Below are 12,209 nucleotides of genomic sequence, written 5' to 3' on the forward strand. Positions count from 1 at the left end.
TTCGGTTCAGGCCCGCCGGGCGGCACCCGCCGCACCCGCCGCAGTTGCTGCACCCGCGGCACCCGCCGCCGCCGCAGCGGCCAGCGCGGACCGGTCGCGGACCGGCTTCCCGGTGGCGGTGCGCGGCAGTTGCTCCAGCACGTGCAGCAGCCGGGGCCGCTTGTACGCGGCCAGCTGCTCGGCCAGCCGCTCCTCCACCCGGGCCGCGCTGCCGCCGGGGGCGAGCACCAGGTAGGCCTCGATCGCGGAGCCGTGCAGGACGACGGCGGACTCGACCTCGGGCAGGGCGGCCACGGCGTGCTCGACCTCGGTCAGGTCGACCTTCAGGCCGCCGATCGACACCTGCGAGTCCAGCCGCCCCCGTACCCGGACCCGACCGGTGCCGGGGTCGACATCGGCGCCGTCCCGGGTGCGCAGCCAGCCGTCGGCCCAGCGGTCCGCGCCGACCGGGTCCAGGTACGGCGAGTGCGCGGCGGAGACCAGCAGTTCGCCGTCCACCGCGCACACGCCGAGGCCCGGCGCCGGGGTCAGTTCGGGGCGGTGCGCGCCGTGCAGGTCGGTGGCGATCACGCCGACCTCGGTCATCCCGTACATGCTGCCAAGCCGCACGCCGTACCGGTCCACGAAGGCGTCGTGCACCTGCGCGCGGACCGGCTCGCCGCCGGTGGTCATGCCGGTGAGCTGGGGCAGCCGGGGCGGGTCGGCCGCCCAGCCGAGCAGCTCCAGGTGGAACGGGACGCCCAGCAGGGTGGTCGGCTCGGGGCCGGCCGCGACGGCGGCCAGCACGCCGTCCGCCGTCACCCGCCCGGGGAAGGCCAGCCGCACCCCGGCGTGCAGGCAGTGCAGCAGGCCGCCGACCAGGCCGAGCACGTGCACCGGCGAGGCCAGCGACACCATCCGCTCGCCCGCCCGCGGCACCCCGTCGATCCGTTCGTACCGGCCGAGTTCGGCGACCAGGTCGGCCGCCGTCCGCCCGATCACCTTCGCCGGACCGGTCGACCCCGAGCTGAACTGCACCAGCGCGTGCGGCCCCTCGGCCGGCCGGCCCGGCCGGGCGGTGACCACCGGCCGCTGCCGGTAGTGGCCGCGGGCCGGACCGCCGGACACCGGGTGCTCGGCCGTGACCACCACCTGCGGCTCCAGCCGGGCCAGCGCCCGCTCGGCCTCGAACGCGGTCAGCCGGTGGTCGAGCAGCGCCGCCCGGGCCCCGGTCCGCCAGCTCGCCAGCAGCTCGGCCACCAGCGCCAACGAGGGCGCCAGCCGGATCGCCACCGACCCGCCCCGGCGCAGCCCGGCCGCGCCCAGCACGGCCTGCCGCTCCCGGACCAGCCGGCGCAGCTCGTCCCGGGTCACCGGGGCGTCGAAGAAGAGACAGGGCTCGCCGCCCGGGCCGGCCAGGAGCACCTCGTCGACCCATTCGGGGTCGAGCGCTCCCGGCGAGACGGGTGGGAGCGCTCCCACGCTGCTCGTCGGAGCTGCCGAAACGTCTTTCACGGTGAATCAGAACCTCTTCCGGATCGCGCCGCCGGTCGCGTCGCCGGTCAAGCCGGTCGCGGTCGTGGGGAACCTGTGAAATTCCCACGCCGAACTTTCATCGCTCAATTGACCGGGTGTCAAGACCTGTCACCCGAATCGAATTCCACCGGCCGGTCGGACCGGCGGGAGGGATCGGCCGACCGCGTTGACGAGGGACCACCCCGTCGCTAGTGTGACCGCCGGTTGGCCAACTTGCCTGGTACGGCAGCATGTTGCCAGCCCCTGACCGTCCGTCTGCTGACTGTGCGTCAGCCCTGGTCGGCGGCCCTCCGAGCACGGCCACCCCTGCGGGTGGCGTGTCTTCCGCATGCCCACGGACCCTTTGTCCGGCGGGGCGATCATGCGATGGACCAGACCAATCCGGTGTTATCGCGCCTATTTCCGCGGCCTTTTCGGCTGCCATTTTTGAGCGCATCCATGTCAACTCAGCGAGGATCGGCCCAGTGGAACCTGCAGTGGAAGCAGCCCGGGAACCCGCACCGCGACCGGTCGCCGGCAGCGGCCTGAACCCGGCCGTCGAGCGCTACTACGACATCACCCTCGACCTGTACGAGGACCTGTGGGGCGAACACGTCCACCACGGCTACTGGGACGAGGGCCAGAGCCCCGCCCAGGACGGCGCCGACCGGCACGCCGCCACCGACCGCCTGGTCCGCGAACTGATCACGCACGCCGCCGTCCCGGCCGGCTCCCGGATCCTCGACGTCGGCTGCGGCATCGGCGGCCCCGCCCTCCACCTGGCCGGCCCGCACGGCTGCACCGTCGAAGGCGTCACGCTCAGCGCCCGCCAGGCCGCCCGCGCCAACCAGAAGGCCGCCGACGCCGGACTCGCCCACCGCGCCCGCTTCCACCAGCAGGACGCCCTCTCCACCGGCCACCCCGACGCGTCCTTCGACGTGCTCTGGGCGATGGAGAGCCTGATGCACCTCGCCGACCGCCCCGCGTTCTTCGCCGAGGCCCACCGCCTGCTCCGCCCCGGCGGCACCCTCGCCGTCGCCACCTGGGCCGTCCGCGACGGCGCCCTCGACCCCGACGAGCAGGAACTCGTCCGGCAGATCCTGCTCCACCAGGTGATGCCCGACTTCTCCTCCCTCGAGGAACACGAACACCTCGCCCGCACCGCCGGCTTCACCGACATCGCCGTCGCCGACTGGAGCCGCGCCGTCGCCAACTCCTGGGACCCGGGCTTCGCCCGCATCCCGCAGCTCGACCGCGGACCGGCCGCGATGCGCGACCTGGCCCGCGCCCGCGGCGTCGACGTCCTCGGCTTCTTCCACGCCGGCCCCCTGATGAAGAAGGGCTTCGACACCGGCGTCATCACCTACGGCGCCCTCCGAGCCGTCAAACCCCGGCCATGACCCCGGCCATGACCCCGGCCATGACCCCGCACCCCCTGCCGCCCCTGCTGCGCGAGATCGCCGAACTCCTGCGCACCGTCCTCGACCAGGACCCCGCCTGGACCGGCACCCTCACCCCCGACACCCTCCTGGACGCCGAACTCCACCTGGAGAGCCACGACCTGGCCGCCTGGAGCCTCGCCCTGCGCACCCGCTACGGCCCCACCGCCGACCTCGCCACCCACCTCACCACCCTCGACCTCGACGCCCTCACCACCCTCACCCTCGCGGACGTCGCCGCCCTCGCCGCGCCCGGAGCCACCGGCGCTCCGCGCCCGGGGTCGGGTCCGCGCCCGGGTCCGGAGCCGGTGGTCGACGAGGCGTCAGGCCGTGGCGCGGACGAGGATGCCGGGCGCCCGGTGCGCGTGTCGCCGGGGGCCGCAGGCCGGGCGGCCGGGCCGAGTGCGGGTGCCGCGGCTGCCGCGGTTGCCGCCGACGGGGCGTCAGCACCCGGCGCTGCCGGCGACGACCCGGACCCGGTGCCGACCGGCGCTGCGGCCCCCGTCCGTGCCGTGGCCCCCGCGCGTGCCGTGGCGCCGCTGTCGCCTGCCGCCCCGCCGGCTCCTCCGCCCCTGTCGGCCGCCGTTCCGCCGTCCCCGCCACCCTCCTCGCCCGCCGTCCGTCCGTCGCCTTCCCCGCCCCCCGCCACCGGGGCCGGGCGCGGGCGCTTCCTGTTCGTCTCGTTGCCGCTGTTCGGGCACGTGCACCCGCTCGCGGCCGTGGCGCGGGAGCTGGTGGGGCGCGGGCACGAGGTGGTGTGGGCCGGGTCGGAGGCGTTCCTGCGGCCGCTGGTGGGGGAGGCGGCGGTGATCGCGCCGATCCCGCTGCGGGCGCACCGGGGGCAGGCCGACCACGGGATGGCGGCGGCCCGGTCCCGCTGGGAGGGGTACATCGTTCCGCACGCCCGGCACACACTGCCCGGGATCGAGCGGGCGGTGGCCGCCTTCCAGCCCGACGTCCTGGCCGTCGACCAGCACGCCGTGGCCGGGGCCCTCGCCGCGCACCGGGCCGGCCTGCCGTGGGCCTCCCTCGCGCCCACCACGATGGAGCTGACCCGCCCGTACCGGACGGCCGCGCCCCGGGTCGAGGAGTGGATCGAGCGGCGGATGGCCGACATGTGGACCGCCGCCGGGCTGCCCGGCCCGCCCCCGCACGACCTGCGCTTCTCGCCGCACCTGCTGATCGGCTTCACCGGCGAGGCCCTCACCGGCCCGCTGCCCCGGCCGGACAACGCCGTCCTGGTCGGCCCGGCGCTCGCCGCCCGGGAGCCGGACCGCGACTTCCCGTGGGAGTGGCTCGACCCGACCCGCCGCCAGGTGCTGGTCACCGTCGGCACGCTCTCCCTGGACCTCGCCGCCGACTTCCACGCCCGGATGGTCGAGGCGCTGCGCCCGCTCGGCGACCGCCTCCAGGCGATCGTCGCGGCCCCCGACGGCACGGTCGCCGACCCGCCCCCGCACGTCCTGGTCCGGCCCCGGGTACCGGTGCTCGAACTGATGCCCCATCTGGACGCGGTGGTCAGCCACGGCGGCCTGAACACCGTCTGCGAGGCACTCGCCCACGGCGTGCCGCTGCTGGTCGCCCCGATCAAGGGCGACCAGCCGATCAACGCCGCCCAGGTCGCGGCGGCCGGCGCCGGCCGCCGGGTCCGGTTCGCGCACGCCCGCCCGCAGACCCTGCGCACCGAACTGCTGGCCGTCCTGGACGACCCCGCGCACGCCGCCGCGGCCCGCCGGATCAAGGAGTCCTTCGCCGCGGCCGGCGGCGCCCGGGCCGCCGCCGACCACCTGGAGACCCTACTCCCGCCCGCCCCTGACCCCGCCCGCCCCGGCCCGCTCCTCCGACGGCCGCACGCCCCGGCCCGCCCCTCCGACGGCCGGACGCCGAGCCCCTCCGACGCCCCGAACAGGACAGGAAACGCCCACCCGTGAAAAGCCTCCGCGACACCTGGCTGGTGTTCCAGCGCCACCTGCTGCTGCTGGCCCGCTCCCCGCTGCAGATCTTCCTCGGGGTGGCCCAACCCGTCGTCTACCTCGCCCTGTTCGCCCCGCTGCTCAAGCCCGCGCTGGCCTCGATGGGCGCGGGCACGATGGCCGACGCCTACCGGATCTACGTCCCCGGCATGCTGGTCGCGCTGGCCCTCGGCGGCGGCCTGTACGTCGGCTTCGGTCTGCTCGCCGAACTCGGCTCCGGCGTGATCGAACGGGCCCGGGTCACCCCGGTCAGCCGGGTCGCGCTGCTGCTCGGCCGCTCGCTGCGGGACGTGGTGGTGCTGGCCGTCCAGGCCGCGGTGATCATCGTGCTGGCGATCCCGCTCGGCCTGCTGGTGCGCGTCCCGGACCTGCTGCTGGCCTACCTGCTGCTCGCGCTGATCTCGCTGACCAGCTCCGCGGTCTCCTACGGCCTGGCGCTCAAGGTCGGCAACCCGGACGTGCTGGGCCAGCTGGTCAACAACCTCGCCCAGCCGCTGATGCTGCTCTCCGGCACCCTGCTGCCGCTCGCGCTGGCCCCGCTGTGGCTGCGCCGGGTCTCCGACTGGAACCCGTTCAGCTGGGCGGTGGTCGGCATGCGCGAACTGTTCGCCGGCCACCCCGGCGACCCCGCGGTGTGGCGCAGCCTCGCCCTGATGGCGGCCGTCGCGCTCGCCGCCCTGCTCTGGTCGGCCCGCCGCTTCGCCCGCACCGTCCGCTGACCCCGTCCCCCCGTCACCCCCCGAAGGACCCAGATGATCGAGACCAGCGGACTGCGGAAGTCCTACCGGACCGGCCGCCGCCGCCACGCCGCCACCGTGGACGCGGTGGCCGGACTGGACCTGCACGTGGCCGAAGGCGAGATCTTCGGACTGCTCGGCCCCAACGGCGCGGGCAAGACCACCACCCTGCGGATGCTCGCCACCCTGCTGCCCCCCGACGGCGGCAGGGCCACGGTGGCCGGCGCCGACCTGCTGACCCGCCCGGCCGAGGTCCGGCGCGCCATCGGCTACGTCGCCCAGGGCGGCGGCACCTGGGACGAGGTGACGGCCCGTGAGGAACTCGTCCTGCAGGCCCGGATGCACGGCCTGGGCAAGGCCGAGGCACAGGCCAGGGCCGCCGCCGCCGTCGACTCCTTCGACCTCGCCGAGTACGCCGACCGCCCCTGCCGCGGCTACTCGGGCGGCCAGCGCCGCCGCCTGGACATCGCGCTCGGCGTGGTCCACCGCCCCACCGTGCTGTTCCTGGACGAGCCCACCTCCGGCCTCGACCCGGCCGCCCGGGCCCGGCTGTGGGCCGAGGTCCGCCGCCTGCGCGACGCCGGCATGACGGTCTTCCTCACCACCCACTACCTGGACGAGGCCGACGCGCTCTGCGACCGGATCGCCATCGTCGACGGCGGCTCCCTGGTCGCCGAGGGCACCCCCGCCACGCTCAAGCGCTCCGTCCACGGCGAGGTGGTCACCGTCGGCGTCGCCGAACCCCACCTGGCCGCCAAGGCCGCCGAGGTGCTCGCCGCCCAGGAGTGCGTCCGCGGCGCCGAGACCCGCGCCGACGGCGCGCTGCGACTGTCCGTCGACACCGGCGAGAGCGCGATGCCGCAGGTCATGCGGGCGCTGGCCGAGGCGGGCATCGCCACCGCCACCATCGAACTGCACCGCCCCACCCTGGACGACGTCTTCCTCGCCCACACCGGCCGCTCGCTGCGGGAGTCCTGACCATGGCCCACCCCACCCGCACGGGCCCCGGCACCGGCACCGGCACGGCCGCTGGCCCCGGCTCAGGCACCGGAACAGCCGCCCGCCCGGTCACCCGCCCGGCCGCGGGCCCGGCCGCCCGCCGGGCCGTCGTCACCGGCGGCGCGGGCTTCGTCGGCTCCCACCTGTGCGACCGGCTGCGCGCGCAGGGCACCGAGGTGGTGTGCGTCGACAACCTGCTCACCGGCAGCCTCGACAACCTCGCCGACCGCGCCGGCGACCCCGGCTTCACGCTCCGCCGCCACGACGTGTGCGAGCCGTTCGACGTCGACGGGCCGGTCGACCTGGTCGTCCACCTCGCCTCGCCCGCCTCCCCGCACGACTACGCCCGCCACCCCGTCGAGACCCTGCGGGCCGGCGCCCACGGCACCCACAACGCCCTCGAACTGGCCCGCCGCAAGGGCGCCCGCTTCCTGCTCACCTCCACCTCCGAGGTGTACGGCGACCCACTGGTCCACCCGCAGCCCGAGACGTACTGGGGCAACGTCAACCCGATCGGCCCGCGCAGCCAGTACGACGAGGCCAAGCGCTACGCCGAGGCGCTCACCACCGCCTACCGCACCGCCCGCGGCACCGACACCGTCATCGTCCGGCTGTTCAACACCTACGGCCCGCGGATGCGCCCCACCGACGGGCGGGCCGTGCCCGCCTTCATCACCCAGGCCCTGGCCGGACGGCCGCTCACCGTCGCCGGGGACGGCAGCCAGACCCGCTCGCTGTGCCACGTCGACGACACCGTCGCCGGCATCCTGGCCGCGGCCGCCGCCGGCCACCCCGGACCGATCAACCTCGGCAACCCCGCCGAGCTGACCATCCTCCAACTCGCCCACCGCATCCGCGCGTTGTGCGGCTCCGCCTCACCGGTCGAGTTCGTCGAACGCCCCGGCGACGACCCCTCGCTGCGCCGCCCCGACATCACCCTGGCCCGCACCGCGCTCGGCTGGCAGCCCGCCGTCGGCACCGACCCGGGCCTGGCCGCCACCATCGCCTGGTTCGCCCGCCGCCCGGTCGGCGTCGGCGCCTGAGACCCGGGCCGGGACGGGGGTCGGCGCCGGGACGGGGCGAGGGACGTCACCCGGTCCGCAGCGGGCGGCGCAGTTCGGCGTCCAGGTGGGCGAGCACCTCGGCCGGCCGCTCCAGGTGCGGGAGGTGCCCGGCGCCGGGCACCGGCACGAAGCGGGCGTCGGGGAACGAACCGGCGTAGGCGGCGCCGTAGCCGGGGGTGGCGACCCGGTCGCTCTCGCCCCACAGCACCAGGACCGGCACCCGGACGCCGGACAGCCGCTCCCGCAGCCCGGGGTCGTACATGTAGGGGTCGCCGGCCAGCACCTGCATGGTGGCCAGGTTGCCCCGGCGGCGGGCGAGTTCGGCCGGGGGCAGGGTCGCCGGGTCGACGAAGAAGCGGTCGGGGTCGTGCCAGGAGTGCTCGGCCAGGCCGCGGGCGTCCAGGGCGAAGACGTCGGTGAGCGGCTCCCCGTCCACCCCGATGCCCACGGCGTCGATCAGCACCAGCCCGCCGACCACCCGCTCCCGCGGGTCCTGCGCGCCGTCGAGCAGCGCCAGTTCGGCGCCGATCCAGCCGCCGAGGGAGGAGCCCACCACCAGTACGTCCCGCAGGCCGCGCCGCCGCAGCAGGTCGAGGTAGAGCGCGGCGAGGTCGGCCATCCGGGTGATCCCGGCGGGGCGCTCGGTGCCGTCCCAGCCGGGGTGGACGGGGGAGAGGACGTGGGCGGTCCGGGCGAGGTGGGCGGCGAGCGGGGCGACGGTGGCCGGACCGCCGCCGCCGTGCAGGAGGAGGACGGGGCGGCCGGTGCCGGCCTCGGCGAGGAGGAACTGTTCGGTGGTCATGCGCCCACTCTAACTAAGGATCCTTAATTAAGCTAGTTGAGTCATGGGTAGGCTGGCCGCATGAACCCAGAGCTCCACGTCCTCGGCCGGGCCGTCAAGAAGGTCCAGTACCGCCAGCACCGCGCCCTCGACACCGCCCTCACCGCCGCCGGCACCACCCTCGCCCAGTGGGACGCCCTCCGGGCCGTCGGCCGCCGCCCCGGCGCCTCCGCCCGGGAACTCGCCACCGCCACCTTCCAGACCGAGCAGTCCTTCGGCACCCTCGCCGGCCGCCTGCTCGCCCAGGGCCTGATCACCCGCACCCCCGGCCACGGCCGCCGCCTCGAACACCACCTCACCCCCGCCGGCCAGGCCCTCCTCACCGCCGGCGAACAGATCGCCGACACCGTCCTCACCGACCACTTCGCCCCCCTGACCCCCGAAGAACGCACCACCCTCCTCCACCTCCTGCACACCCTCGCCCCCGAAGACACCTGACACCCGACACCTGACACCCCGTCAACGGGGAACAGGCCCCGACCGGTATCGGGAAACCCCGGGCGCGCCGACCGGTCCCGACGGCATGCTGGTGCCCGACGGAACGCCGGACCACGGGCGGGGAGGACGCGATGGGGGCCTGGGGCTGGGCGGTACTGGCCGTCCTGGTGGCGGCACTGGCCGGAGCCGGCTGGTGGATGGACCGCTACCCGGGAGGCTGGCGCTTCGCCTTCCACCAGCAGTACGCCGCCGACCGGTCCCGGTTGGAGGCCCGGCGCGGCACCCTCCGCCGCCTGGAACGCGAAGCCGCCCGGAGCCTCGCGGCACTCCGGGCCGACCTCGCAGCGGAACGCGCCGCCCACCGCAGCCGGATCGCCCGGGCCGAACTCCGCCTCCAGCACCTGCGCGACCCCGGCCGGGGCCCCCTGCTCGCCACCCTCGGACCGGTCGACCTGTACCAGTGCCGACTGGTGCTCTCCGCGGGCGGCGGCACCGCCGAGTACCCGCTCGAGGAGATCGCCGTCCGCAGCGAGCACACCGAAGGCACCGGACACCTGCACCTGGTGCTGCCGGACGGCCGACAGCAGGTGGTCGACCTCCCCGGCGAGGAGACCGACCGGGCCGCGCTGACCGAGTTCACCACCAGGACGCACGACGCGATAGCCGAAGCCAAACGCGCCAAACCGCGCCGCCTGGCCGAGATTCCCGAAGCCGAAGCCGAACTCGCGGAAGCCACCGCCGACACCGCCGGCCGCGAACGGGCCGAAGAACGACTGGAACAGGCCGAAGCCGACCAGGCCGCCGACCCCAGGATCCCCGGTGCCCGCCGCGCCCTCGACGCCGAGCGCGACCGCTGGCACAAACTGACCGGCAGCCGCCCCCGCTGAACCCCGGCCGGTCGAACGGGGGCCGGGCCGTGGGAGCCTGACGGGGTGAACGACGCCCTCGCCGCCGCCCTACGCCGTGCCGCCGACCACCAGGAACGCTTCGAAGCCCGCTTCGCGGCCCACTTCGACGCCCTGGCCGACCCGGAGGGCGGCGGGGCCCGACTGCCCCCGCACGGCAGGTTCCCGGCCCGGGCCCTCGAACTGGTGCGGGAGCTGTCCCTGCGCGGCGGCAAACGGCTCCGGGTGGCGCTGCTGCACGAAGCCGCCGCCCTGGTCGCCGACCGGCCGGCGCCCGGCCTGGACGCCGCCGCGATCAGCGTCGAACTGCTGCACACCCACGGCCTGATCCACGACGACATCATCGACGACGCCCCCCTGCGCCGCGGCGGCCCGTCCACCTACTACGCCTACCGCGCCGAATTCCCCGACCACCCCGACACCGCCCTCGCCCTCGCGGTCCTGGCCGGCGACCTGGCCGCCTTCCTCGCCGTCCGGGCCCTGCTCACCGGCGACCTGCCCCCCGACCGGGCCCTGGCCATGGCCACCGTCGCCACCGACGCCGCGGCCGCCGCCGTCAACGGCCAACTCATCGACCTCGAACGCGACTTCCACCCCGCCCCCGACACCGCCTTCCTGCACACCGTCACCGAGTACAAGTCCACCCACTACTCGATCCTCGCCCCGCTCCGCCTCGGCCTGCTCGCCGCCGGCACCGACCCCGCCCCGCACGACGCCGACCTGCGCGCCTACGCCACCGCCCTGGGCACCGCCAACCAGATCCACGACGACTGGCTCGACCTCTTCGGCAACCCCGACACCCTCGGCAAACCCCTCGGCACCGACCTCCGCTCCGGCCGCCACAGCTACCTCGTCCACGCCCTCCTGGCCGCCACCGCCGACGACCCGGCCGCCCGCACCGCCCTCCGCGCCGCCCTGGGCACCCCCGACCCGGCCGCCGTCGCCACCCTCCGCACCCTCGCCCGCACCCACCACCTCGACCGCACTCTCCCCGCCGAAGCCGCCCGCCACGCCCACCGCGCCGCCGCCCTGGCCGCCGGCTGGCACCACTGGCACCCCGGAGCCGTCGCCTTCTTCACCCACCTCCCGGCCTGGTCCGTCACCCGCGACCACTGAACGCCGCCCCACCGGACCGGAAGCGAGCCGCCGGACGACTGCCCGGACGGGCCCCGGCCGTCCCGTCCCGGAGGGACTCGGTGCCGGAGCGGGGGCGGGCGGCGGGCCGGGGACTGACGGGGCGTGGCCGGGTCCGGCAGGATGGGGACGTGACGGAACGTCCTCGCACTGCCTCCGAGCCGGTCGTCCGGGTGCCGGTCGGGCTCGTCGTCCTGGTGGGGCCGCCGGCCGCGGGCAAGACCAGCTTCGTTCGGGAACTGGTCGCGGGCGGGCGGATCGACGCCGGCGCGGTGGTGTCCAGTGATGAGATCCGCGCGGAGCTCTTCGGCGCCGCACCGGCGGGAGCGGACTCCGACGCCGCGGACGCACGGATCTTCGAGGAGCGGGACCGCCGGATCGCCGCCAGGCTCGCCGCCGGACGCAGCGCGGTCGCCGAATCGACGAACGTCACGCCGCGGGCGCGCGCCCGGCTCCTCGACCTGGCCGGGCGCTTCGGCGTGCCGGTGACCGTGCTGCGGTTCGACCCGGAGGTCGCCGACCTCCTCCGGCAGTACGCCGAGCGGGGCCGCACCGACCTCACCGCCGCGGACGTCCGCGCCTACGCCGCGGTCATGAGCCGGGACGCCGGTGCCGACCGGCTCCGGGCCGAAGGCGCCGCCGCCGTCCACGACGTCCCCGGACGGCGCGACGGGGTCACCCCCGCCGAGGCCGCCGCCCGCTTCGTCTTCGGCTGACACGTCCGCTGACACGTCCGCGCCTCGGCCCGCAGCGGGTCCGGTGGCTCAGCGGAAGAAGCGCCGGCCCGGCGGGGGCCACTGGTTCAGCGCAGGACCACGGAGAGCCGCGCCGGGCCGGTCGGGGTGGTGGTGTCACAGAAGTAGGTGACGGCCTGCTGGCTGTTCACGTACGCCTGGCCGGCCGTGTTGCAGGCGGCGGCGGTGGGGTACACGCCGACGTAGGTGTAGGTGGCCGCCTGGGCGCCCGGGGCCGCGGCCAGGGCGCCGCCGGCCACGACACCGGCCACGGCGACGGCGGAGAACGCCTTGCGAATCGACATGGGTCTTCCTCTCGACGGCGAGCGCCGGGCCTGTGCCCGGCGCTTCGCCGAAGAGCATCCCCCGAAGGCGATGACGGGACAATGGTAGAGACCAATTCCGACCGGAAGCAGTGGGGTGTTCCTGCGACCGTGCACGTCAGGGGCCT

General features: G+C 75.9%; 12 protein-coding genes. 9 read left to right on the forward strand and 3 right to left on the reverse strand.

Going from position 1 to position 12,209, the window contains the following annotated elements:
- Positions 1–6: 6 nt before the first annotated feature.
- On the reverse strand, positions 7–1,461 hold the full coding sequence (locus EDD39_RS36695) for a class I adenylate-forming enzyme family protein (RefSeq protein ID WP_208765760.1): 1,455 nt from the start codon (positions 1,459–1,461) through the stop codon (positions 7–9).
- Between the two features lie 518 nt (positions 1,462–1,979).
- Between EDD39_RS36695 and EDD39_RS36700 the strand changes: the two genes are divergently transcribed.
- The 5 genes from EDD39_RS36700 to EDD39_RS36720 are packed head-to-tail and all read left to right on the forward strand — an operon-like array spanning position 1,980 to position 7,685.
- Positions 1,980–2,894: a methyltransferase domain-containing protein gene (locus tag EDD39_RS36700; RefSeq protein ID WP_208765761.1), complete on the forward strand. Its 915-nt coding sequence runs from the start codon at positions 1,980–1,982 to the stop codon at positions 2,892–2,894.
- A gap of 20 nt (positions 2,895–2,914) precedes the next feature.
- Complete coding sequence (locus tag EDD39_RS42445) at positions 2,915–4,864, forward strand: nucleotide disphospho-sugar-binding domain-containing protein (protein WP_279638472.1); 1,950 nt, start codon at positions 2,915–2,917, stop codon at positions 4,862–4,864.
- The gene (locus EDD39_RS36710; protein ID WP_123563894.1) at positions 4,861–5,625 is read left to right on the forward strand and encodes an ABC transporter permease; all 765 of its coding nucleotides are present in this window, start codon (positions 4,861–4,863) and stop codon (positions 5,623–5,625) included. The genes EDD39_RS42445 and EDD39_RS36710 overlap by 4 nt, the downstream gene beginning before the upstream one ends.
- Positions 5,626–5,658: 33 nt before the next feature.
- Positions 5,659–6,621 carry an ATP-binding cassette domain-containing protein gene (locus EDD39_RS36715; RefSeq protein ID WP_123563895.1) on the forward strand — a complete coding sequence of 321 codons (963 nt, stop codon included), beginning with the start codon at positions 5,659–5,661 and terminating at the stop codon, positions 6,619–6,621.
- A 2-nt stretch (positions 6,622–6,623) separates the two neighbouring features.
- A complete protein-coding gene (locus EDD39_RS36720; protein WP_123563896.1) occupies positions 6,624–7,685 on the forward strand; it encodes an NAD-dependent epimerase/dehydratase family protein in 1,062 nt (353 codons plus the stop codon).
- Between the two features lie 46 nt (positions 7,686–7,731).
- On the opposite strand, the gene EDD39_RS36725 is transcribed toward EDD39_RS36720, so the two are convergent.
- Positions 7,732–8,508 carry an alpha/beta fold hydrolase gene (locus EDD39_RS36725; protein ID WP_030461801.1) on the reverse strand — a complete coding sequence of 259 codons (777 nt, stop codon included), beginning with the start codon at positions 8,506–8,508 and terminating at the stop codon, positions 7,732–7,734.
- 60 nt (positions 8,509–8,568) lie between these two features.
- Here EDD39_RS36725 and EDD39_RS36730 point away from each other — a divergent pair, with 60 nt between their 5' ends.
- The 4 genes from EDD39_RS36730 to EDD39_RS36745 all read left to right on the forward strand — a co-directional run bounded on the left by EDD39_RS36730 (position 8,569) and on the right by EDD39_RS36745 (position 11,740).
- Positions 8,569–8,985 carry a MarR family winged helix-turn-helix transcriptional regulator gene (locus EDD39_RS36730; RefSeq protein WP_123563897.1) on the forward strand — a complete coding sequence of 139 codons (417 nt, stop codon included), beginning with the start codon at positions 8,569–8,571 and terminating at the stop codon, positions 8,983–8,985.
- A 131-nt stretch (positions 8,986–9,116) separates the two neighbouring features.
- A complete protein-coding gene (locus EDD39_RS36735) occupies positions 9,117–9,872 on the forward strand; it encodes a hypothetical protein (RefSeq protein WP_123563898.1) in 756 nt (251 codons plus the stop codon).
- A gap of 45 nt (positions 9,873–9,917) precedes the next feature.
- A complete protein-coding gene (locus tag EDD39_RS36740; RefSeq protein WP_123563899.1) occupies positions 9,918–11,006 on the forward strand; it encodes a polyprenyl synthetase family protein in 1,089 nt (362 codons plus the stop codon).
- Between the two features lie 149 nt (positions 11,007–11,155).
- Positions 11,156–11,740 (forward strand): AAA family ATPase, encoded by a 585-nt coding sequence (locus EDD39_RS36745; protein WP_244257495.1) that lies wholly within the window; start codon positions 11,156–11,158, stop codon positions 11,738–11,740.
- A gap of 86 nt (positions 11,741–11,826) precedes the next feature.
- On the opposite strand, the gene EDD39_RS36750 is transcribed toward EDD39_RS36745, so the two are convergent.
- Entirely contained in the window at positions 11,827–12,063 is a 237-nt protein-coding gene (locus tag EDD39_RS36750; protein WP_123563901.1) for a hypothetical protein, read from the reverse strand.
- Positions 12,064–12,209: the final 146 nt, after the last annotated feature.

This window comes from Kitasatospora cineracea, assembly GCF_003751605.1.
GTDB classification, from domain to species: Bacteria; Actinomycetota; Actinomycetes; order Streptomycetales; family Streptomycetaceae; genus Kitasatospora; species Kitasatospora cineracea.